Here is a 19,973-nt window from a genome sequence, read left to right as displayed (position 1 = left end):
CGGCTCCTCCATCATTGAGAAATCTCACTATTTGAGATGCTAGTATCAATATATGGGCAATGATAGCAGAGGTCCGAGCTTTCCCGAAACCGGATCGAGCGGCATCGGGGTGCTCGACAAATCCGTCCTCGTCCTGCACGCGCTGCGCCAAGGCCCCGCGAGCCTCGGCCAGCTCACCGCCCGCACCGGGCTGCCCCGCGCCACGGCGCACCGCCTCGCCCAGGCGTTGCACACCCATCGCCTCCTCGCCAAAGACGGCGACGGCCGTTTCATGCTCGGACCAGGACTGCACGAGCTCGCCGCGCATGCGGCCGACCCGCTCGTCGAAGCCGCGGCCCGTGCCCTCCCCGCGTTGCGGGAGGAGGTCGGCGAGAGCGTCCAGCTCTACCGCAGGGAGGGCGACCATCGCGTGTGTGTCGCCTCCGCCGAGCCAGCATCGGGGCTGCGGGACTCGGTCCCGGTCGGCGCGCGGCTGCCGCTCACCGCGGGCTCGGGGGCGCAAGTGCTCCTCGCGTGGGAGGAGCCAGAGCTGCGCGCCCGCCTGCTGCGCGCGGCCGCCTTCGACGAGGAGGCGCTCACGCTCGTCCGCGAGCGCGGCTGGGCGCACAGCGCGGGCGAGCGCGAGCCGGGCGTGGCAAGCGTCTCCGTGCCGGTGTGGGCGGACGGACGGACCGCCGTGCGCGCCGCCCTCTGCGTCTCGGGCCCCGTCGAGCGGATCGCGGCACGAACCCCGCAGCAGTGGGCGGCCCTGCTCGCCGAGGCCGAACTGGCCTAGGGCTCCCGCGCCACGCTCATCGCTCAGGCGCCGCCAGAAGCTCGGCGCCCGCCCGCGGCAGCTTCGGGCACATCCAGTAGCACACGCCCGAGCTCGTGATCAACGCCACGGAGAGAAGCCGCAACGGCACGCTGTCCGCCGACGGGGAGGCCGAGACCGAAACAGCCTGGACCAGTGCGTTGACACCGCATATGGCAATCATCAACGGGCCAGTGCGTTTGAGCCGGTCGCCGCTTTCGAGTAGTCGGCAGGGGCCACACCGGCTAAAGACTCCCTGAGCAGTCACGCCCCCGGCGCATCGCAAGGGCCGCCACCATGCCCAAAAGCAACGCGAAGGCCACCGCGAATCCCCACAGCACGAGCGGATCGACCCCCGCCGCTCCCGACAGCAGCGCCGAGCCGAAGAACACCGCGCCGAACAGCAGACTGAACACCAGGCTGAACACCAGGACATGCGCCCCCAGGCAGCAGGACGAACCGACACCACACGGCGACGACCTTGTCCCCGCGTGTCAGCGATCAAGCCTCAAGAGCCACGACGCCGCGCCTGACCCCGTTGATCGCGGCGCGGGCGCGCTCGGCGAGCTCCGCGCTCGGCGCGAGAGCTTCGATCTGCCCCAACAGGTCGACCACCTGCCTGCACCAGCGGATGAAATCGCCCGGCGAGAGGGCGAGGCCGCGATGGCTGTCGAGCGCGTCGCCCAAGTTCGCGCCGTCGGCCCAGGCCCACATCGCGTGCGCGAGGCCCGCGTTAGGCTCCCTGGTCGTCGGCAGGTTCCGCGCCTGCTCCGCCGAGCCGACCTCGCTCCACAACCTCAATGTCTCGGCAAGCGCGGTCTGCGCGGCGCGCGTCGGCATCCGCGACACGCGCTCGTCGTCGCCGCGCGGCTCGTAGAGCACGCAGGAGGCCACGGCTGCGAGCTCTGCGGGGGAAAGCTCCTCCCAGATCCGCCAGCGAAGACACTCGCAGATCAGCAGGTCGGACTCGCTGTAGGTGCGCCGAAGCATGCGGCCGAGGTCGGTGGTGGTCGGCCCCTCGTCCGAGTCTGGATCGGGAGCCAAATAGCCGAAATCTGCCAGCAGGGCCGTGATCTGGTCGAACATCCGGGCCAGGGAGCCCGAGCGGCCGCCGATCTCCTCGCGCAGCCGCTCCACTTGCGTCGTCAAAGTCCGCTGCCTCCGCGCGATGGCGAGCACTTCCTCGCGCTGCGATATCCGGTGCACCGGATGTTCGCGCAACGACCGGGGGCCGTCCGACGCGGCGGCGCGCTCCCGCTTCGGGAGCGGCGCGGGCAGGCTCTCGGTGTACGCGGTCAGCCGGGCGGCAGTGTCGCGTTTGGTCCGCCCGTCCCGTGGGTCGAGATGCTTCGGGACGGACATCGTCCCCACCAACTGCGGAGCCTCATTGGCGAAGTCCACCGCGGAGATCTTTCCGCTCCAGCCCGCCTCGGTGAGCACGAGCGGCCTCGGGTGCGCGCCGTCGTGGTCGGGCGAGAGCACCACCGCCCAGCCCTGCCTGCGACCGACCGGCACCCGGACCACGTCGCCGCGCCGCAGCGACCGGATCCCGTCGCCGACGGAACCCGACCGGCCCTTGCGCTGTTGCGTGCGCGAAGCGCCGCTGCTCAGGTCCGATTTGCGGGCCAAATAGTCGAGCACGTCCGCAGAGCTGAGCGGGGAGGCCGCGATGTCGAGCCGTTTGGTCTCCTTCTCCAGCTCCTGCTCGCGCCGGGCGAGCACCACCGCCGCCGAGGAGACCGAGCGATCGGTCTGGAATTGGGCGAACGACTGCGCCAAAAGGCTCCGGCTCGCGGCCGGGCCGACCCGGTCGATGAGGTTCACCGACATGTTGTACGAGGGGCGGAACGAGCTGCGCAGCGGATAGGTGCGCGAGTCGGTCAGCCGGAGCATGGAGGCCGCGCGCACGCCCGGCTTCCAACGCAGCACCGCGTGTCCGCGCGTGTCGATGCCTCGGCGGCCCGCCCGCCCGGTGAGCTGGGTGTACTCCCCCGGGGTCAGGTCGACGTGGGACTCGCCGTTGAACTTCACCAGGCTTTCCAGGACCACCGAGCGCGCGGGCATGTTCACCCCGAGGGCGAGCGTCTCGGTCGCGAAGACGACTTTCACCATGCCCTTGACGAACAGCTCTTCCACGATATGCCGCCAGAGGGTGAACATGCCCGCGTGATGCGCCGCGATGCCCCGCTCCAGCGCGCTCTTCCACGTCTCGTAGCCGAGGACCCGCAGGTCGGCGGAGTCCAGCTGCGCGGTCCGCTCTTCGATCAGCGCACGGACCTCGGCGCTCTGCTCCGGCGAGATCAGCCGCAGCGGGGAGCGCAAGCAGTGCGCCACCGCGTCGTCGCATCCCGCCCGGGAGAAAATGAACCAGATGGCGGGCAGCAGCCGTTCCTCTTCGAGCTTGCCGATCACCCGCGCCCTGGACAGGAAAGTCTGCCCGTGGCCTCCACGGCGCCGGGGCGGCTGGCCGCCCCGGTGGCGGACCGGCCTCGGGTCGTCGAAGCTCGCCAGCGCCTCTTGCTGCTTGATATGGGCCTCGAGCTCGTGGCGCAGCCGCCGCTCGGCCTTCGAGAGCTCCCCGTCCGCGCTTCGCTCGCCGTGGCGCGGATCTTCTGGCTCCAGGTCGAACATCCGCTCGCCGACCAGCACATGCTGCGACAGCGGCACCGGGCGGCGCTCCTCGACCACCACCTCGGTGTCCCCCCGGACCTCTTGGAGCCATTCCCCGAACTCCTCGGCGTTGCCGACCGTCGCGGACAGGCTCACCACGACGACCTCGCGGGGGAGGTTCAAGATGACCTCTTCCCACACCGCGCCTCGGAACCGGTCGGCGAGGTAGTGGACCTCGTCCATCACCACGTGGGAGAGCCCGGCCAACGTCGGCGAGTGCGCGTAGATCATGTTCCGCAGCACCTCGGTCGTCATCACCACGACCGGAGCCTCGGAGTTCACCGAGACATCCCCGGTCAACAGGCCCACTTGGTCGGCTCCGAGCAGCGCCGCGAAATCGGCGTGCTTCTGGTTCGACAACGCCTTGATGGGCGTGGTGTAGAAGCATTTGCCGCCCTTGGCGACGGCGAGCGCGGCGGCGAACTCGCCCACGACCGTCTTGCCCGCGCCGGTGGGCGCGCAGACCAACGCTCCCCTGCCTTCTTGCACCGCTCGGCACGCCCGCACCTGGAACGGGTCGAGCTTGAACCGCAGGCCCGCCTGGAACTCCGCGAAGTAATCGGGCGCCTCCGCCTGCGAGGACGGGCGCTCCCTGCTCTCTGCGGTCATGTGATGTCCGCGTAGGGCTGGTCGTCAGAGCCTTCCGACGCGATCGGCGCGGCGGAGCCGACTGGGCCTGCGGGGTCGATCGGCGCGGCCTCGTCGTCGGAGAGCTCCGGCTCGTGCTGCGCCTTGCGGCCCTTGCGCCACTCCCGGACATGGGCGATCTGCGCGGCGATCTCGAAGAGGATGGTCAGCGCCAAGGCGAGGGCGATCATGGAGAAGGGGTCCTGGCCAGGGGTCGCTATGGCGGCGAAGACGAAGAGCCCGAAAATGATCCCCCGGCGCCATTCGGAGATCTTGGCGTACGGGAGCACGCCGGTGAAGTTGAGCGCCACCACCAACAGCGGCAGCTCGAAGCTCACCCCGAAGATCACCAGCAGATTGCACAGCACATTGAAATAGGCTTCGCCGTCGAGCGCGGTGATCTGGAACTCGCCGCCCGCTTGCAGCAGGAACTTCAGGCCCTGCGAGTAGATGAGATAGGCGAGGACCGCCCCGCCCATGAAGAGCACCGCGGCGGGGACGACGAACCCGGCCGCGTACCGGCGCTCGTGCGTGTACAGGCCCGGAGTGATGAACGCCCAGATCTGGTGCAGCCACACCGGGCACGCCAGCACGACGCCCGCGAGCAGGCCCACTTTGAACCGCAGCATGATCTGGTCGAAGGGGTTGATCGCGAGCAGGCGGCACGAGCCGTCGTGGCTGAGGTCGACCCGGAGGTTCTGCGGGAGGGAACAGTACGGCTGGCGCAGGATCTCGCCGAGGCTCGGGATCCCGAGGATGGACTCGTTGTACCAGAGCACGCCGAAGACGGTCGTCAGCGCCACCGCCGCCAACGAGATGAGCAGACGGCGGCGCAGCTCGTAGAGATGCTCCACGAGCGACATCACGCCGTCGGGGTTGTTCGGCCGCTTGCGCAGCCAGGACGACAGTTTGAGCCGACGCAGCACGCCCCCGACCGCGCGGGAAGGTTTCTTCACGAAGCAACGCCTCCCCGAGCAGGCGGCATTGCGTCCGGCCTCGTGCAGAAACCTCCGGGGCCCGCCCCCGCCACTAGGCGGTCGTCGCGTGCGAAGCCTGCTCGCTCGCCTGCTGCTGGGGCGCGGCGGCCAGTTCCAGACTCGACGGCGCGGCAGGCTCAGCCGCAGGCTTCTGGGCCGGAGCCGGAGCGGCGGGTTTCGCCTCGGCCGAGTCGGGCTCGTCCTCGGAGTTCATCTGCCGAACCTCGGACTTCAAGATGCGCAGCGAGCGCCCGAGCCCACGTGCCGCGTCCGGCAGCCGCTTCGAGCCGAAGAGCAGCACGAGAACGACCAGCACGACCACCCAGTGCCATACGCTCCAAGTTCCCATAGTGCGATCACCTTCCTAAGACGTCTGTCCAGCCGATTCTAACCCGCCAGGCTGAGAGTTCGCCAAAGCCGCGTACCGGCGCAGCGCGAGTCGCGCGGACTCTGCCGCGTCAGTGGCCGATTCGGCGGGTTCGAGGAGACGGATCTCCGTGCCGTGGCCGAGCAAGAACCGGCGCAGCCAGTCCGACGAGCCGTACCCCAGCCTGGCGACGACCCAGCCGTCTTCGGTGTGGGCGTGCCGCCCGCTCGCGGGCGATTCCTCGAGCGCTGTCATGCCGTGGTGCTCGATCGCCCAGGTCGACTCCGGGGCCACCGCGACGAGCGCCTGCGGCGGCTGCCCCGACTCGCCCCAGAAGCCTGCGGGAACCGCAGGCGAAGCCTGCGGCCGCGACGGCTCGGACAGCTCTGTCGCGCCGTCGAGCCGGTCCAGCCGGAACAGCCGGACCGCCTGGGAGGCGCGGCACCACGCCTGGATGTAGGAGCTCCGGCCCTGGATCACCACTCGGATCGGATCGATGATCCGATCCGTCACCGCGTCGCTGGTGGCGGAGTAGTACCGGATCTGCAAAGCCTTCCCCGAAGCCAGCGCGGCGCGGGCGGTGCGGATCGCGGGCGACTCGGGCTCGGGCGGGGCGGGCGCGGCAGAGCTTTCCCCCTGGCTGGCCGCCTCGATCTTTGCGATCGCGGAGAGGGCCGCGGTCGGGTCGACCCCGCTCGGCAGCTCCGCGAGCGCGCGCAGCGCCACCACCAAGAGCGTCGCCTCGGTCCGTGTGAGCCGCAACGGGCGGTCCACTCCGGCGGAAAAGCCGACTTCGACTCCGTCTCCGGCGAACGAGATGTCGATCAGGTCGCCAGGGCTGTAGCCGGGCAGGCCGCAGAGCCAGAGCTGGTTCAGGTCGCGGTGCAAGTCCGCGACGCTCATGCCGAGCGCCTGGGCCCCCTCTCGGACGTTCTGCCCAGGATGGGCGAGGAAATACGGGATGATGCTGAGCATCCGGGTGAGCCGGGTCGCGAGGTTCGTCGGCGGCATCAGCTGTCTCCCAGCTGGCGGTCTGCGGCGTTATTTCGCCCCTCGGGTACGCTCCGCCCACCCAGTACCCGTCGGGGCTCATGGCCTGGCATCCCATCCACCTGGGAGGCAGCCAGCTCTCCCCCGGACGTGCCTGCGACCGCTTGGAGCCGCGCGACGACCTCGTCGCGCAACCGTTCCGGCTCAAGCGCGACCGCGTGCGCGCCGAATCCCGCGATCGCCCTCGCGAGGGTCTGCGTCGAGCTCAACGGGATCTCGACCAGATCGCCTGCCGCGCCGTCCAACTCGCGTTCCCCGACGACCGCGCCCAGCCTGCGCAGGCCCTCCGCCTCGCCGCGCTCCGCCCACACCAACGCTGTCTCCGTCGGGGCTGGCGGGTCGACGAGCTCCACGACCTTCGCCCGCAACTGCTCGGGGGTGTAGAGGGAGTCGGTCTCCGCCCGCCCCTTGTCCTTGACCGCGCCGTGGATCCGGGAGAGCCGGAATGTGCGGGGCGCGTCCCGGTCGATGTCCCATCCGAGCACGTACCACCGGCCCCGGTGCGTCACAACGCCCCAGGGCTCCAAAGTCCGGGCCTGGAGGGGTTTGACCGGGTCGGCCCGGTACTCGAAGGAAACCCGGCGGCCGGATTCCGCCGCGCCCACCAATGCGGTGAACACCTCCTCCGAGCCGCGCGAGCCGGGCTCGGTCTGCCAGACGACGTCCACCATGGGCGAGTCGGACGGATAGATCGGGGATCCCGCCGCCCGCAGCTTGACCAGTGCCCGGTCGACCGTCCCTGCCAGCTCCTTGGTCTGCCACAACGCACCTGCCACCGCGACTGCGGCGGCTTCTTCGGGAGTGAACACGATCTCGGGCAGCTCGTACGCGTCGCGTCGGATGCGGTACCCCACGCCGCCGTACATCCGCGAGATCTTGCCCGTCTCGATCGGGACGCCGAGCTCGCGCAGCTCGGCCTTGTCCCGCTCGAACATCCGCTCGAAGGCTTCTTCGCTCGGGGTCTCCGAATAGCCGGAGACCGAGTCCCTGATGTGCTCCGCGGAGACGTATCCCCTGGCCGAGAGCAGCGCGATCACGAGGTTGATCAACCTTTCGACCTTCGGAGTTGCCACAGCTCTCTAGGGTACCGGCAAAACCGAGGCGAAACAGTCAATCGGTCTTCGCGCCTGCGCGTCGCCGCCAAATCTCGTAGCCGGGAGCGATGGGGATCAGGGCGCACAGCGCGAACACCGCGATCACAACGGCCTTCGCGTAGGGCGACAACTGGGAGACGGCCGTCATCACGACGCCGAGCCCGACGAGCACGGCCAGCCCGGCCACCGCGCAGAGCGCGCCCGCCGCCCAGCTCCTGCGCGCCGCGCGCGCGAAGCCGCGATCGGCCCCGAGCACCTCCAACCGCCACAACACCGCGACCAACGAGCTCGTCGCCACGGCCAAACAGCCCACGACGCAGAGCGCGACACCTGCTGCGAACGCCACGCTCGGCGGGTCCGGGTCGTCGCTCCACACGCTGCGGACGACGAACCAGCCGAAGTAGCCGATAACCCACACGGCCCCGGCGAAGACCAGGACCGCGACAAGCGCCACGAGCACGTGCGCGCCGCGCCCGGCCAGCCCGCTTTTCGAGCCCTGCGCCGCCTCGCCGGTCCGCGCCGTCTCGATCATCGGAGCAATTCCTATCGGGGCCGCTGCGGGCCCGCCCTAATCGTCAGACAGGCTCGACGGCGCTGGCGATCACACGGATCGCCGCAATGACAGCGTCGACAAGAGCGTTGTCCAGAGCTTTCCCCGTCGCCTCGGCAAGCACGCTCGTCGCGGCGGCGACACCGAGCTGGAGCACCGGCTCGGTCGCCCGTTCCACGTCCGAGCCCGAGACCACGGCCACTTTCCGCTCGTTCGGGGAGATCGCGATGAGCACGCCCCGCTGCGCCTCCGGCACATGCGGGAAGACCTGCTTCGCGCCTGCCAGCGCGTCCGCGCCGAGGTCGCCGATCCGGACCGAGAACTGCACGCCCGTGCCCCTGGTGGCGCGGGTGAGCGCCTCGTCCACCGCGACGCGCTGCTCGACGCTGAACGGCAGATGCGTCAACGGCTCCGCGGGATCGAGCGCGGTCGAGACCACGGGGACCCGCTCGCCGTGCGCCACAAGCTCACCACTCACCGCTGACCGCCTTTCCGACCACGTCGCCGTGCGCTTCGCCATGGGAGCCCCCATGGCCGATCTCGTCCACGGCGCTCCACAGCACCGTGCCTGCGGTCCACGGCTCGCCCAGCCGGTACTGAGCGGGGCGCGCGCGGTCCTTTGCGAGGAAGTAGCTCAGCACCGCGACGACGGCGATCACCACCAGCGGAAGGCTATGGAGGAGTGGCACAGGCATGCGGACACTCTAGCAAGGGCCCCGCAGGTTCGCGGAGCAAGCCCCGATCAGAGGATCACGCGGTGCGCTGCTCGAAATGGCCGCGCTCCTCGGCCAAGCCCAAGTACCGCCGCCACGCGCTGGGATGCTCGCCGGAGACGAACCCCGGCACCGCGCCCTTCGGGGCGGCGGGCGCCTCGCGCAACGACCAGCCGAGCTCGGCCAAGAGCCGGTTGCCCTTCTTGTGGTTGCATTTCTGGCAGGCCGCGACCACGTTGGTCCACGCGTGCTGCCCGCCCCGCGAGCGGGGCACCACGTGGTCGATCGTCTCCGGCTTGCCGCCGCAGTACACGCAGCGGTGCTTGTCCCGCGCGACCACCGCCGTCCGTGTCAGCGGCACGGTCGCCCGGTACGGGACTCGGATATAGCGCGACAGCCGGATGACGCTCGGCACTTGCAGCTCCTGCCGCTCCGAGCGCGCCGTCAGATTCGTCGGCTCCACCAGCTCGGCCCGCTCGGAGTACACAAGCACGACGGCGCGGCGGTGGGGGATGATGTTGAGCGGCTCGAAGCCCACGTTCAAAACCAGCGTGGCGCCGCCAGCAAGCGATCGGCGGTGTGACGGCATCTTCTGGCGCTCCTGTCGCTGGTGGAGCTTGATCGGCGGGAAAGTCCGGTCAGCGCGCCTAGCAGGCGCTCTGTTGATCACAAGCTCTGCGCGACCTTGCTGATCTGGACCTCACGATCAATGCTCTTCCTTCCTCATCCGGTGTCGGCGTTGGCAAACTTCTTTACTTCCTACCACGTGGCGGCGCTCGGCGCCTGATATTTTTGATTTCAGCATGCTGAGCAGACATGCCGAACAGATCTGAAGAAGGGAGTTTCCGATGAGCTCCGCGCCAGAGCCCTCTCCCGCAGCAGACCTCGCGGGCACGAGCCCGCCCAGCTTTTACGAGGCTGTCGGCGGGGCCGCGACGTTCGAGGCCATCACGAAGGGCTTCTACGTCGAAGTCGCCAAAGACCCGTTGCTCGCGCCCATGTACCAGGACGACCTCGCCGAAGCCGAGCTCCACCTGCGGTTGTTCCTCCAGCAGTACTGGGGCGGTCCCCGGACCTATTCGGAGAGCCGGGGCCATCCGCGGCTGAGGATGCGGCATGTGCCGTTCGTCATCGGCCCCGCCGAGCGCGACGCGTGGCTGCGCTGCATGCGCGCGGGAGTGGAAGCCGTCAGCCCGGAGGCCATGGACGAGCCGCACCGCCAAGAACTGTGGGCCTACCTCGAGATGGCCGCGAACTCGCTCATGAACGCCCCGTAAGAGTCTCGGCCCGCAGCAAGCGCGATCCACCGCCAGAGGGCAGAATGGCCGTATGACGCAATCTGAGCAGTGGTGGGACGACGCTGTCTTGTACCAGGTGTACCCCCGCTCGTTCAAGGACGCGAACGGCGACGGGGTCGGCGACTTGGACGGCGTGGCCGAAGGCCTCGACCACCTCGTCGGCCTCGGGATCGACGGGCTGTGGCTCAGCCCCATCATGCGTTCGCCGATGGCCGACCACGGCTACGACGTGAGCGACCCCCGCGACGTCGACCCGCTCTTCGGCGGCCTCGAAGCGTTCGACCGGCTGCTGGCCGCGGCGCACGCCCGTGGCTTGAAGCTGATCATGGACCTCGTCCCCAATCACACCAGCGAGCAGCACCCGTGGTTCCAAGCCGCGCTCGCCGCGGCTCCGGGCAGCCCGGAGCGCGAGCGCTATATCTTCCGGGACGGCAAGGGCGAGAACGGCGACGAGCCGCCCAACAACTGGCCCAGCATCTTCGGCGGCCCGGCCTGGACCCGCGTCCACGGGCCGGACGGGGCTGGCAGCCCGTCGGCGGCTGAGACAAAACCAGAGCAGTGGTATTTGCACATCTTCGCCCCGGAACAGCCAGATTTGAACTGGGAGAACCCGGAAGTCCTCGCCGACCTCGAGACCACGCTGCGCTTCTGGCTCGACCGGGGCGCGGACGGGTTCCGCATCGACGTCGCGCACGGGATGGCCAAACCGCCGGGGCTGCCGGACATGACCGACGTCGGCGCGGGCCTTTTGGACCACAGCCCTGGAGACCTGCGGTTCAACCACCCCGACGTCCACGACATCCACCGCAGGGTCCGCGCCGTGCTCGACGAGTACCCCGGCCGAATGACCGTCGGGGAGATCTGGGCCCGCGACGACGAGACCTTCGCCGCCTACCTGCGGCCCGACGAGCTGCACCTCGGCTTCAACTTCAAGCTCGTGGAGGCCGAGTTCGAGGCTGAGGAGCTCCGCGAGGCGATCACCCGCTCGTTCGAGGCCGTCCGCTCCGTGGCGGGGACCGCCACGTGGACCCTGTCCAACCACGACGTCGAGCGGGAGGCGACCCGCTACGGCGGCGGCGAGGCCGGGCTCGCCAGGGCTCGGGCCATGGCGCTGGTCGTGCTCGCGCTCCCCGGAGTCGTCTTCGTGTACAACGGCGCGGAGCTGGGCCTCGAATCGGTCCAGCTGCCCGACGAGGCGCTGCAAGACCCCATGTGGGAGCGGTCCGGGCACACGCTCCGAGGCCGGGACAGCTGCCGGGTCCCGCTGCCCTGGTCCGGCGACGAGCCGCCCTACGGGTTCAGCGCGGCCGCCAGCACCTGGCTCCCCATGCCCGAGGGCTGGGGCGACTCGACCGTCGCGCACGAGAGCGCGGACGGGGCTTCGACGCTGTCGCTGTACCGCGAGGCCATCGCACTTCGCCGGAGCCGCCCCGAGTTCTCCGAGGCGGAGTTCGAATGGCTGGACGTGCCCGAAGGGCAGCTCGCCTTCCGCCGTGGCGGGCTCGTCTGCGCGCTCAACACGACGGACGCGCCCGTCGCGCCGCCCTGGGCCGCCGGGGGCGAGATCGCATCGGACGGCGTCCGGACGCTGCTCGCCAGCGCGCCGCTCGAGGGGGGCCTGCTGCCTCCGAACACGGCTGTTTGGGTGGCGACGAACGCAGGGTCGTAGTATTCTCCCGTAGAACGTTCAGTCCCGGCGACGAGGTCGGGCGATGGAGGAGGATCCTTGACCGAGCGAGCACCGGCGCCGCCGCCGGGGTTCCCAGCGGGGTTGCCGCCTTCCCCCGGATTGGCGAGCGGATACCCGGCTCGCCGGACCGCCTCGGTCGCCAACCAGCCGCCCCCCGGCAGGACGCCCGGCCCCGGCGGCACGGCAGTCTTGGACGCGCCGCGCACCGGCGGGCCGTCCTCGCCGTACAGCAGAGGCCCCGTGCAATCGCCCTTCGCGTCCCCGCAACCTGGCCCCGCCCGGCCGGGGATGGCTCCCGGCCCGCCGCCGCAATCCCCGTTCGCCCGGCCCTCCGAGCACGCTTCGCCGTTCACGGCGCCGCCCGGCTCCACTCCCCCGCCGCCGTCGCCCTCCCCGTTCGCCCCTGCCGCTTCCGCCTCTCCTTTGGCGTTCGCCCCGCCTCCCGGCCAGACAACGGGAGCCGCGGGCCAGCAGCCCGCTTTCGCCGCCGAGCCCGCGCTGCCTATTCGGGCGCGGCCGAGGTCGCAAGGCCCCCTGTACGCGGGACGGCCCGCCTCCTCGCTCCGGCCGATGCCGTTCACCCCGCTGGTGGCCCAGCCGTCCAGCCTCACCGCCCCGCCGCCGAGCCCGCCGCAGGCCAAAGCCGACAACAAAGGCCCGCTCATCGCGGGGGCGCTCGTCGTGGTCGCAGTGATCTCTGTGGTCGCGATGTTCGCGTTCTCCTCGAACGGGAACGACAGCCCGCAAAACAAGCAGCCCTCGTTGTTCGGCGACCACACCGTCGAAGAGCTCGCCGGGTATCTGCCCGCCCAAGCGCCCGACGGATGGACGATCGTCAGCCAGCAGGGGACCTCGTCCCTCGGGCTCGTCGACGGCCTTGGCCCCGAGAACGGGTCCAACCCGGTCGACCCGTCGGTGAGCACGAACCCCTCCGACTGCGCGCAGCCGGTCAAACCGAAATCCGTCGCCTGGGCCGCCAAAGCCACGATCCGCACCAATGTGATCAACACAGTCACCTCGTTGCCGGACAGCGTGGTGATCATGATCGGCGTGCAACGCCCCGAAGCCGACGCCATCGCCGAGTACCGCGAGTCCCTGTCCGCCCGGTGCTTGAACTACACCTACACGAACCCGCAGACCTCGGCCTCCGTCGCAGTCCGGCAGGAGCTGATCGGCAACAAGTCGTTCCCCAACGCCGACACCAGCCTCGGCGTGCGGATCTCGCAGGACGAGGAGCCCAAACGCGCCCTGCTCAACTGGGTCACCGTCGCGCTCAAGCACGATGTGGTGGTCAAGACGATGGCCAGCGAGTACAGCAGCACCGACCTCGCCGACACCAGCACGAGCGCGATCTTGCAGAAGATCGCGCAGCCCGCCCCCCCGAAATAATGACCAGAGCCGCCCTCAAGACGATCCTGCGAGCCCCCCGCCTCGCCGTGGCGGCGCTCGCCGTCGTCGTGGTCGTGGCAGCCGCCTTGATCGGCCTCGGCCGGATCGCGCATTTCGACGACGCGCCGCCGCCGCCCGCCGCGGCCCCGCAGAAATCGAGCCTCGCGGACAAATCCCCCGAGGAGCTCCGCGCCACGCTGATGACGCAGGGCGACGTCCCGAAGTACCTGAAGATCAGCGCGCAGAGCAAGAGCCCGGTCGCCGCGCAGGCCGCGAAGCCAGCCGACTGCTCGCTGCGCCTGTTCGGCGAGCACGACAGAGCAGTGGCCGAGGCCCATGCCTACGCCGACGATTTCAATGGCATGTTCTACGACGGACGGTATGCGACAGAACTGCTCATGCGGCCCAAAGAAGGCGAAGGGGGCCTCGTCGATTTCGCCAGAGACTGGCTGGCGAAATGCGCCGCCTTCACCGTGACCTTGAGCGGGAGCTCCGAACAGTACTCGGCGTACACGGTCTCGTCCGCCGCCATCCCCGAGAACGACAGCAGCCTCGGGCTCAAAGTGACCTACGCCTTCGCCAAGTCCGACCCGTTCCGCAACGAGGTCTTCTACTACACGGTCGCCAGAGTCCGCGATATCGACGTCCTCGTCGTCTCGGGCTTGCCCGGCGTGTCCGAGGACCTCGCGGGCAGGACCGTCGCCAGGCTCGCCAGCCTCTGAGCTCCCCCGCTCCGCCTGAGGAGGCTCAGCCGAGCAACTGCGCGAGCCGCACCGGGGCGGGCGCCCCGGGCACCGGGTGCAAGAACGACATATGCGGGGTGTAGTGGTCCACCACAAGGTCGGCCGGGCACCGCCATAGCTCGCGCAGCAGCCAGACCTGCGTGGCGCGGACTTGGTCGGCGGCGTCGAGGTAGCACTGGTTGAGCAGCTCCACAACCCGTTCAGGAGAGTGCACGGCCCACGCCTCGGGGCGCACGACGACGTCTGCAGGCGAGCAGTCCGCGCCGACCGTCACAGACAGCAGCGAGTCCGGGCTCCGCTCCGCGACGAGCACGCCTGCGGCCTTGGCGTATAGCCGGTCCACCCACGCCGGGTCTTTGCCCTCGGCGCAGCGACGCTTCGTCGCCACTTTCAAAGCGAGCCGCCCGGCCCGTTCGTCCACCGGCTCGACGGTCTCCGAACCGGCGCGGCCCCACCAGGACTGGGTCCACAAGAGCGGGGCGATCGCCGGATCGGGGCGCACTTCGACGACCGGGCCGCCGTATCCGGCTCTGGCGAGCGCGGCGACGCACGCCGCTCGGGCTGCGGCCAGCCCCGACTCGTACCAGCCCGTGTCGAGAGGCCTGTTCGCGGGCAGCATCCGCCTCGGCAGCCCCGTGCCGTCCACCGCCAGCTCCTGCCCTTCCGGTGTGGCGCACCACCCCGTGGCCCCGCTGGGGGGCGGCTCGTCGCCCCGCGCCGCAGAGACCAACGCCTGCGGGAACGCGTCGAGCGAGCCGAGCTCGTCGAGGCGCGGCCAGCCCGAAGGGCGTTCGTCCTGCGCCGAGCCAGCCGTCCACAGCTCGCTCTCCGCCCGAGGCCACCGCGTCCAGCTCGCGCTGTGCGAGCGCAGCAGATACGGAGCGAAGGTCCACTCCTGCGCGGTGAGCTCGCGCAGCATCCCCCGCATGTAGCCGCACGCCACGGTGTGCAGCCTGCGGGCGACGACCGACAGCAAACCCGCCGTGTACCGCTCGGGCGCGTCCGGGGACACGAAGACTCCCGCGACTGCCCCGCAGGCGTCGACCGCCACCTGGACGCGGCGGTCGGGGGAACTCGCCCACGCCAGTTGCCGCAGCAGTCCGTCGCGCTGCTCCGGCGGACAGGACTCGCAGTCCACCAACAGCGGGCGCTCCCCCTCCGGCGGCGGCACAGGATCGGGGAACCCCCAGTTCCGATAGGCGTCGGGGAAGATCTCCACGCCGGGGGCGAGCGGCACCACATCCGGGGTGAGCGCCGGGCCTGGAGCAGCCGGGCAACCCAAAATCTCCTGCTCGCCGAGCCCTCTCGCCGCCTCGGCCAGCTGCAGGGTGCGCTTGGCGAACACCGACTCGCGGGCTTCGCTTGCCAGCCGCGCCAGCCACACCGCCTGCTCGAACGTTCGCGCCGAGAAACCGCCCACCTCGGACGGCCTGCCGTAGCGGTCCGCGCTCACCCGCAAAGCCTGGTCCGGGCTCTCGGCGCAAGCGCTCGTCCGCTCGGCGTACGCCTGGAGCGCCGCCACCGAGTCGGTGTTTCCAAAGGGGTCAAAAGCAGGGGCAGGCTTCATCGCTCCCCGCCTTGAGAACCAGCTGCACAGTTCGCACATATAGTATGACTGCTGAAGGGCCCGATCGGTTCCATACGATTTTCAAGGAGTATCCCTAGTGACTGGTTCCCATGCCCCCGAAGTCGTCGAGATCCCCGGAGCGCGGATCAGCCGGATCTCCGTCGGGCCGATGGACAACAACGTCTACCTCGTCGAGGACATCGCGACGAAGTCCGCTCTGCTCATCGACGCCGCGAACGAGACCGAGCGGATTTTAGAGCTGGTCGAGGGCTCCGGGGCGAAGGTCGGGCTCATCCTCACGACGCATCAGCACCCCGACCACTGGCAGTCTCTCGCCGATGTCGCCAAAGAGCTCGGCGCGCCGACCGCCATCGGGCGCCACGACGCCTCCGGCGTCCCGGTGCCCGCAGACCAGCTGCTCGCCGAGGGCGACGAGCTGCGGATCGGCGAGCTGCGCCTGCCAGTCGTCGAGCTGCGCGGGCACACCCCCGGCTCCGTGGCGGTCTCTCTCACCCGCGCAGGCGCCCCGACCCATGTCTTCACCGGCGACTCGCTCTTCCCCGGCGGGGTCGGCAAGACCACCAGCCCGAAGGACTTCGCCTCGCTCATCGGGGATGTGAGCGAGCGGATCTTCGACCGGCTCCCCGACCCGACCGTGGTGCATCCGGGGCACGGCAAGGGCACGACGCTCGGCTCCGAGCGCCCGCATCTCGACGAATGGCGCGAACGGGGCTGGTAGGCTCCCGCACCGGGACCGGCTCAGCGGCCTCGGAACGCTTCCTTCAAACGCGAGAACAACCCGCCCGTGTGGCTTGAGGCGGCCGAGACGACCTCCGGCTCCTCGTCGCGCAGATCGCGGAACTCGCGCAGCTTCTCGGACTGCTTGTGGTCGAGCTTGGCCGGGACGACCACGTCGAGATGCACATGCAGGGTGCCCCGCACCCCGCCGCGCACCTGCGGCATGCCTTGCCCGCGCAACTCGGCCACCGTCCCGGGCTGCGTGCCAGGCGCCACCTCGACCAACGCCTCCTCGCCGAGAATGGTCGTCAGCGGGACCGTCGCGCCGAGCGCCGCGTCGACCACAGGCACCCGGACCGTGCAATGCAGGTCGTCGCCGTTGCGGAAAAACACCGGGTGCGCGCGCTCGCGCACCTCGACGTACAGATCGCCTGCCGCGCCGCCGCCGGGGCCGACCTCGCCCTGCCCCGCCAAGCGGACCCGGACGCCCTCGCCGACTCCGGCAGGAATGTCCACCATGATCGAGCGCCGCGCCCGGACCCGGCCCCCGCCGCCGCACTTCCCGCACGGGTCCTGCACCACTTCGCCCGCGCCGTCGCACGTCGGGCACGGCCGCGCCGTGATCATTTGGCCGATGAAGGAGCGCTGCACCGACTGCACCTCGCCCGCGCCGCCGCAGGTGGCGCACCGGGCGGGCTTGGCGCTGGTGGCGCTGCCCGAGCCGACGCAGGAGTCGCACAGGATCGCCGTGTCGACGGCCAGTTCTTGGCGTACGCCGCTCGCGCACTCCTCAAGGTCCAAGGTGACCCGGACCAGCGCGTCCGACCCTGCCCGCACGCGGCCCTTCGGCCCGCGCGAGCGGCCCGCGCCGCCGCCGCCTGCGTTGAACCCCTGCCCGAAGAACGCCTCGAACACGTCCGAGAGGCCGCCGAACCCGCCGAACCCGTCGAAACCGCCGCCGCCCCGAGAGTCCAACGGGTCGCCCCCCGCGTCCACGATCTGGCGCTTCTGCGGGTCGGAGAGCACTTCGTAGGCGGTGGTCACCTCTTTGAACCGCTCCTCCTCGCCGGGGTTGACGTCGGGGTGCAACTCCCGCGCCAGCTTCCGGTAGGCCCGCTTGAGCTCTTGGTCGCTCGCCGAGCGGTCGACGCCCAAAATCGCGTAGTAGTCTCGCGCCACGTTGTTCCTCATAGTCTTACCTTCGGCCTCTTAGCTCCCCTCAGACATTATGAGAACTCTACCGAACATTGGCAAAGGCGCAGGCCGAGTGCTAACAAAAGGACGCGTTCCGGGGAGCCCGGGTGGAATTCAGCGTTCGGCGAGGACTTCGCCGACATACCTCGCCACAGCCGCGACAGCGGCGATAGTGCCCGGGTAGTCCATTCGGGTCGGGCCGACCACGCCGACCCCGCCGAACACCGCGCCGTCCGTCCCGTAGGCCGTTGAGACCACCGACGCGCCGCGCATCTGCTCGGACCGCGTCTCCTCGCCGATCTGCACGGTGACCATGCCAGGGTCTTGGGCGGCCGCGAACAGCTTGAGCACCACGACCTGCTCCTCAAGCGCTTCGAGCACGGACCACAGCGAGCCGGAGAGCCCTTCGAAATCGGCCGCGTTGCGGGTGAGGTTCGCCGCGCCGCCGACCACGAGCCGCTCTTGCGGCCGTTGGACGAGCGACTCCACCAGGCCCGTCGCGACGGTGACGATGTGTTTGCGCAGGCTCGGCTCCACCTGCTCGGCGAGCTCCATGGCCGCGGCGCCCGCGAGGTCGAGGCGTTTGCCCGCGAGCGCTTTGTTGAACATCGCGCGCAAAGCCGCCGCCGTCTCCTCGTCGATGTCCTCGACGAGCTCGACGATCCGCTGGTCCACTCGGCCGGAGTCCGCGATGAGGACCAGCAGCAGCCGCCGAGGGGCGAGCGCCACGATCTCCAAGTGCCGCACGCTCGCGGTGACCAGCGTCGGGTACTGGATGACCGCGACCTGCCGGGTGAGCTGGGTGAGCAGGCGCACGCTGCGCATCAGCACGTCGTCGAGGTCGACGCCGTGCTCGAGGAACTGCAGGATCGACCGCCGCTCCGGGGACGAGAGGGGCTTGATCTCCGCGATCCGGTTGACGAACTCGCGATAGCCGCGCTCGGTCGGCACCCGCCCGGAGCTGGTGTGCGGCTGCGCGATGTAGCCCTCCGCCTCAAGCACGGCCATGTCGTTGCGGACTGTCGCGCTGGAGACGCCGAGGCCGTACCGGTCGACGAGCGCCTTCGAGCCGACCGGCTCTTGTGTCGCCACGTAGTCGGTGACGATGGCCCGCAAAATCTCGAACCGCCTGTCCTGGGGGCTGGTCATGCTCTCAATCACCTCCTGAGAAAGACCATTTTACGCCCCAAGAGCCAAAACTCCGCTTGGGCGCACGGACATGCCGGACGACAGCCCCGCCTGCCGATACGGTCACGCGCTGAGCAACCGCACCGCCAGCCCGTCCGCGAGCATGCGGGACGAGGGGGCCAGGACGATCCGTCCCGCCCGGTCGAGCAGCAAGCCTTCGGCGACGAGCTGCTCCGCGCGTCCGAGCTCCGGCCCGCGCAGCACGGAACGGGCGAGGCCCTCGCGCAGCCGCAGCCGCAGCATCACGTCCTCGGTGTGCCGCTCCTCGGCGGTGAGCGCCTCGAACCCGGCGACCGGGACCTCGCCCGCCGAGGCCATCGCCGCGTAGCGGGCCGGATGCTTGACGTTCCACCACCGCACGCCGTCCACATGCGAATGCGCCCCCGGCCCCGCGCCCCACCAGTCGCCGCCCTGCCAGTACCCCAGGTTGTGCCTGCACCTCGCGTCCGCGCTTTTCGCCCAGTTCGAGACCTCGTACCAGTCGTAGCCCGCCGCGGCCAGCGTCTCGTCCACCATGGCGTGGCGCTCGGCCAGCACGTCGTCGTCCGGAGCGGACAGCAGCCCCTTCGAGACCGCCCGCCCCATGGCGGTGCCCTCGTGGACGGTGAGCGCGTACGCGGAGACATGGTCCACCGGGGACTGCGCGACCACGGCGAGGCTGCGTTTGAGGTCCGCCTCCGACTCGCCGGGAGTCCCGTAGATGAGATCCAGGTTGACGTGCTCGAACCCGGCGGCGCGCGCCTCCTCGGCGGCCTGCGGGGCGCGGCCCGGCGTGTGCGCCCTGTCGAGCACCGCGAGCACGTGGGCCGCCGCGGACTGCATGCCGAGGGACACCCTGGTGTACCCGGCCGCGCGGATCCCTTCGAAGAACTCCGGGGAGGTGGACTCGGGGTTCGCCTCGCAGGTGGCCTCCAGCGACCCGGCCAGGGGGAAACGCGAGCCGATCGCGCCGAGGACGCGCGCGAGGCCGTCCGCCCCGAGCAGCGAGGGCGTGCCGCCGCCGACGAAGACCGTGCCGACGACGGGCGGGGCGCCCGTCCTGCCCAATGCCGCCGAAGCCAGTTCGAGCTCCTGCTCCAGCGCCGCGAACCACTCCGCCGTTCCGCCCCGGCCGCCGAGCTCCCCCGGCGTGTAGGTGTTGAAGTCGCAATAGCCGCAGCGGCTCGCGCAGAACGGGACGTGCACGTACACCCCGAACGGCGCGTCTGGGCCCGGCCCGAGCGAGTCGAGCGGGAACCCGTCCGCAGTCGCCACAGCGGGGGCGGTCAGGGCAGCGCCCTCAGGTTGCAATCGCACCGCTCCAGTGTGGGGCACGCGTACTGAAC

Annotated in this window: 19 protein-coding genes and 1 pseudogene; 6 read left to right on the top strand and 14 right to left on the bottom strand. The window is 70.3% G+C overall.

The features are described from left to right. Positions 1-52 precede the first annotated feature (52 nt). Positions 53-775 carry an IclR family transcriptional regulator gene (locus ACRC20_RS00550; protein WP_438684374.1) on the top strand — a complete coding sequence of 241 codons (723 nt, stop codon included), beginning with the start codon at positions 53-55 and terminating at the stop codon, positions 773-775. Positions 776-1,038: 263 nt separating this feature from the next. Here ACRC20_RS00550 and ACRC20_RS00545 read toward each other — a convergent pair whose 3' ends face one another. The 10 genes and pseudogenes from ACRC20_RS00545 to ACRC20_RS00500 all read right to left on the bottom strand — a co-directional run bounded on the left by ACRC20_RS00545 (position 1,039) and on the right by ACRC20_RS00500 (position 9,430). Continuing rightward, positions 1,039-1,221, bottom strand: coding sequence for a hypothetical protein (locus ACRC20_RS00545; RefSeq protein WP_438684373.1), 183 nt, complete (start codon positions 1,219-1,221; stop codon positions 1,039-1,041). A gap of 73 nt (positions 1,222-1,294) precedes the next feature. After that, on the bottom strand, positions 1,295-4,072 hold the full coding sequence (locus ACRC20_RS00540) for a DEAD/DEAH box helicase (protein ID WP_438684372.1): 2,778 nt from the start codon (positions 4,070-4,072) through the stop codon (positions 1,295-1,297). After that, entirely contained in the window at positions 4,069-4,953 is an 885-nt protein-coding gene (tatC, locus tag ACRC20_RS00535; RefSeq protein WP_438684642.1) for a twin-arginine translocase subunit TatC, read from the bottom strand. Before tatC ends, ACRC20_RS00540 begins: the two co-directional genes overlap by 4 nt. Positions 4,954-5,119: 166 nt before the next feature. Further along, positions 5,120-5,416: a Sec-independent protein translocase subunit TatA gene (tatA, locus tag ACRC20_RS00530; RefSeq protein WP_438684371.1), complete on the bottom strand. Its 297-nt coding sequence runs from the start codon at positions 5,414-5,416 to the stop codon at positions 5,120-5,122. A gap of 15 nt (positions 5,417-5,431) precedes the next feature. Continuing rightward, positions 5,432-6,445: a helix-turn-helix transcriptional regulator gene (locus tag ACRC20_RS00525; protein WP_438684370.1), complete on the bottom strand. Its 1,014-nt coding sequence runs from the start codon at positions 6,443-6,445 to the stop codon at positions 5,432-5,434. A 125-nt stretch (positions 6,446-6,570) separates the two neighbouring features. Further along, positions 6,571-7,557 (bottom strand): annotated as a pseudogene (locus ACRC20_RS00520) (helix-turn-helix transcriptional regulator); the annotation flags it as partial. A 37-nt stretch (positions 7,558-7,594) separates the two neighbouring features. Further along, entirely contained in the window at positions 7,595-8,110 is a 516-nt protein-coding gene (locus ACRC20_RS00515; protein WP_438684369.1) for a glycoprotein, read from the bottom strand. Between the two features lie 43 nt (positions 8,111-8,153). Beyond that, positions 8,154-8,606 (bottom strand): DUF5130 family protein, encoded by a 453-nt coding sequence (locus ACRC20_RS00510; RefSeq protein WP_438684368.1) that lies wholly within the window; start codon positions 8,604-8,606, stop codon positions 8,154-8,156. Then, positions 8,596-8,823 (bottom strand): aa3-type cytochrome oxidase subunit CtaJ, encoded by a 228-nt coding sequence (gene ctaJ / locus ACRC20_RS00505; RefSeq protein WP_438684367.1) that lies wholly within the window; start codon positions 8,821-8,823, stop codon positions 8,596-8,598. The genes ACRC20_RS00510 and ctaJ overlap by 11 nt, the downstream gene beginning before the upstream one ends. A 55-nt stretch (positions 8,824-8,878) precedes the next feature. After that, positions 8,879-9,430 carry an HNH endonuclease gene (locus tag ACRC20_RS00500; protein WP_438684366.1) on the bottom strand — a complete coding sequence of 184 codons (552 nt, stop codon included), beginning with the start codon at positions 9,428-9,430 and terminating at the stop codon, positions 8,879-8,881. 259 nt (positions 9,431-9,689) lie between these two features. Between ACRC20_RS00500 and ACRC20_RS00495 the strand changes: the two genes are divergently transcribed. Genes ACRC20_RS00495 through ACRC20_RS00480 form a run of 4 tightly spaced genes read left to right on the top strand, consistent with a single transcriptional unit; the run spans position 9,690 to position 13,940 of the window. Continuing rightward, the gene (locus tag ACRC20_RS00495) at positions 9,690-10,118 is read left to right on the top strand and encodes a globin (protein WP_438684365.1); all 429 of its coding nucleotides are present in this window, start codon (positions 9,690-9,692) and stop codon (positions 10,116-10,118) included. Between the two features lie 52 nt (positions 10,119-10,170). Beyond that, positions 10,171-11,808, top strand: coding sequence for a glycoside hydrolase family 13 protein (locus tag ACRC20_RS00490; RefSeq protein WP_438684364.1), 1,638 nt, complete (start codon positions 10,171-10,173; stop codon positions 11,806-11,808). A gap of 57 nt (positions 11,809-11,865) precedes the next feature. Further along, positions 11,866-13,218, top strand: a complete 1,353-nt coding sequence (locus ACRC20_RS00485) for a hypothetical protein (protein ID WP_438684363.1) — start codon at positions 11,866-11,868, stop codon at positions 13,216-13,218. Further along, positions 13,218-13,940, top strand: a complete 723-nt coding sequence (locus tag ACRC20_RS00480; RefSeq protein WP_438684362.1) for a hypothetical protein — start codon at positions 13,218-13,220, stop codon at positions 13,938-13,940. Before ACRC20_RS00485 ends, ACRC20_RS00480 begins: the two co-directional genes overlap by 1 nt. Positions 13,941-13,965: 25 nt before the next feature. On the opposite strand, the gene ACRC20_RS00475 is transcribed toward ACRC20_RS00480, so the two are convergent. Continuing rightward, positions 13,966-15,528: a hypothetical protein gene (locus ACRC20_RS00475; protein WP_438684361.1), complete on the bottom strand. Its 1,563-nt coding sequence runs from the start codon at positions 15,526-15,528 to the stop codon at positions 13,966-13,968. A 97-nt stretch (positions 15,529-15,625) separates the two neighbouring features. Here ACRC20_RS00475 and ACRC20_RS00470 point away from each other — a divergent pair, with 97 nt between their 5' ends. Further along, positions 15,626-16,267 carry an MBL fold metallo-hydrolase gene (locus tag ACRC20_RS00470; RefSeq protein WP_438684360.1) on the top strand — a complete coding sequence of 214 codons (642 nt, stop codon included), beginning with the start codon at positions 15,626-15,628 and terminating at the stop codon, positions 16,265-16,267. Positions 16,268-16,287: 20 nt separating this feature from the next. On the opposite strand, the gene dnaJ is transcribed toward ACRC20_RS00470, so the two are convergent. The 3 genes from dnaJ to hemW all read right to left on the bottom strand — a co-directional run bounded on the left by dnaJ (position 16,288) and on the right by hemW (position 19,944). After that, positions 16,288-17,445, bottom strand: a complete 1,158-nt coding sequence (dnaJ, locus tag ACRC20_RS00465; protein ID WP_438684641.1) for a molecular chaperone DnaJ — start codon at positions 17,443-17,445, stop codon at positions 16,288-16,290. 129 nt (positions 17,446-17,574) lie between these two features. Then, positions 17,575-18,609 carry a heat-inducible transcriptional repressor HrcA gene (hrcA, locus tag ACRC20_RS00460; RefSeq protein ID WP_438684359.1) on the bottom strand — a complete coding sequence of 345 codons (1,035 nt, stop codon included), beginning with the start codon at positions 18,607-18,609 and terminating at the stop codon, positions 17,575-17,577. Between the two features lie 102 nt (positions 18,610-18,711). Continuing rightward, complete coding sequence (gene hemW, locus ACRC20_RS00455; RefSeq protein ID WP_438684358.1) at positions 18,712-19,944, bottom strand: radical SAM family heme chaperone HemW; 1,233 nt, start codon at positions 19,942-19,944, stop codon at positions 18,712-18,714. Between the last annotated feature and the right edge of the window lie 29 nt (positions 19,945-19,973).

Source organism: Segniliparus sp., assembly GCF_051660745.1.
Lineage (GTDB): Bacteria > Actinomycetota > Actinomycetes > Mycobacteriales > Mycobacteriaceae > Segniliparus.
The sequence above is the reverse complement of the archived record's forward strand: the minus strand, read 5'-3'. Positions and strand labels throughout refer to the sequence as shown.

Excerpts from the sequence above, each read along its gene's own strand:
- ctaJ (WP_438684367.1), bottom strand. The coding sequence starts at position 8,823 with ATGCCTGTGCCACTCCTCCATAGCCTTCCGCTGGTGGTGATCGCCGTC.
- tatC (WP_438684642.1), bottom strand. The coding sequence starts at position 4,953 with ATGTCGCTCGTGGAGCATCTCTACGAGCTGCGCCGCCGTCTGCTCATC.
- ACRC20_RS00490 (WP_438684364.1), top strand. The coding sequence starts at position 10,171 with ATGACGCAATCTGAGCAGTGGTGGGACGACGCTGTCTTGTACCAGGTG.
- ACRC20_RS00550 (WP_438684374.1), top strand. The coding sequence starts at position 53 with ATGGGCAATGATAGCAGAGGTCCGAGCTTTCCCGAAACCGGATCGAGC.
- ACRC20_RS00495 (WP_438684365.1), top strand. The coding sequence starts at position 9,690 with ATGAGCTCCGCGCCAGAGCCCTCTCCCGCAGCAGACCTCGCGGGCACG.
- tatA (WP_438684371.1), bottom strand. The coding sequence starts at position 5,416 with ATGGGAACTTGGAGCGTATGGCACTGGGTGGTCGTGCTGGTCGTTCTC.
- ACRC20_RS00525 (WP_438684370.1), bottom strand. The coding sequence starts at position 6,445 with ATGCCGCCGACGAACCTCGCGACCCGGCTCACCCGGATGCTCAGCATC.
- ACRC20_RS00480 (WP_438684362.1), top strand. The coding sequence starts at position 13,218 with ATGACCAGAGCCGCCCTCAAGACGATCCTGCGAGCCCCCCGCCTCGCC.
- ACRC20_RS00515 (WP_438684369.1), bottom strand. The coding sequence starts at position 8,110 with ATGATCGAGACGGCGCGGACCGGCGAGGCGGCGCAGGGCTCGAAAAGC.
- ACRC20_RS00540 (WP_438684372.1), bottom strand. The coding sequence starts at position 4,072 with ATGACCGCAGAGAGCAGGGAGCGCCCGTCCTCGCAGGCGGAGGCGCCC.
- ACRC20_RS00500 (WP_438684366.1), bottom strand. The coding sequence starts at position 9,430 with ATGCCGTCACACCGCCGATCGCTTGCTGGCGGCGCCACGCTGGTTTTG.
- hrcA (WP_438684359.1), bottom strand. The coding sequence starts at position 18,609 with ATGACCAGCCCCCAGGACAGGCGGTTCGAGATTTTGCGGGCCATCGTC.
- ACRC20_RS00475 (WP_438684361.1), bottom strand. The coding sequence starts at position 15,528 with ATGAAGCCTGCCCCTGCTTTTGACCCCTTTGGAAACACCGACTCGGTG.